Source organism: Pseudomonas sp. Sample_14, from assembly GCF_004307515.1.
Lineage (GTDB): Bacteria > Pseudomonadota > Gammaproteobacteria > Pseudomonadales > Pseudomonadaceae > Aquipseudomonas > Aquipseudomonas atacamensis.
This window is the reverse complement of record NZ_RCOC01000110.1, coordinates 1-279: the sequence shown is the minus strand read 5'-3', so window position 1 is coordinate 279 and position 279 is coordinate 1. Positions and strand designations below refer to the sequence as shown.

Sequence of the window (279 nt, the reverse complement as noted above, 5' to 3'; positions counted from 1 at the left end):
AGCAAGAGCAAGAGCAAGAGCAAGAGCAAGAGCAAGAGCAAGAGCAAGAGCAAGAGCAAAAGATCGCAGCCTTCGGCAGCTCCTACAGTTGGATCGTGGGCATTTGGGAGAAATGGGTTGCTCGGCAGGCCGCCTTCGCGAGCAGGCTCGCTCCCACAGAAAAGCAAAGCAGCGCAGCTGCCCGCGGCGAAGCCGCCCCACTCAACAATGAGCGCAAGCTCGAGTGCTCTTGATCTTGATCCACCGGCGACGTCGGAAGGCTGAGTGGAGGGATTGATC

General features: G+C 58.4%; 1 protein-coding gene. It reads left to right on the top strand.

All coding sequences use genetic code 11. The annotated features are described in order from the left end of the window. Window positions 1–233, top strand: a 233-nt coding sequence (locus tag D8U61_RS27885) for a hypothetical protein (RefSeq protein WP_206663104.1), incomplete at its 5' end; no start/stop codon positions are given. Window positions 234–279: the final 46 nt, after the last annotated feature.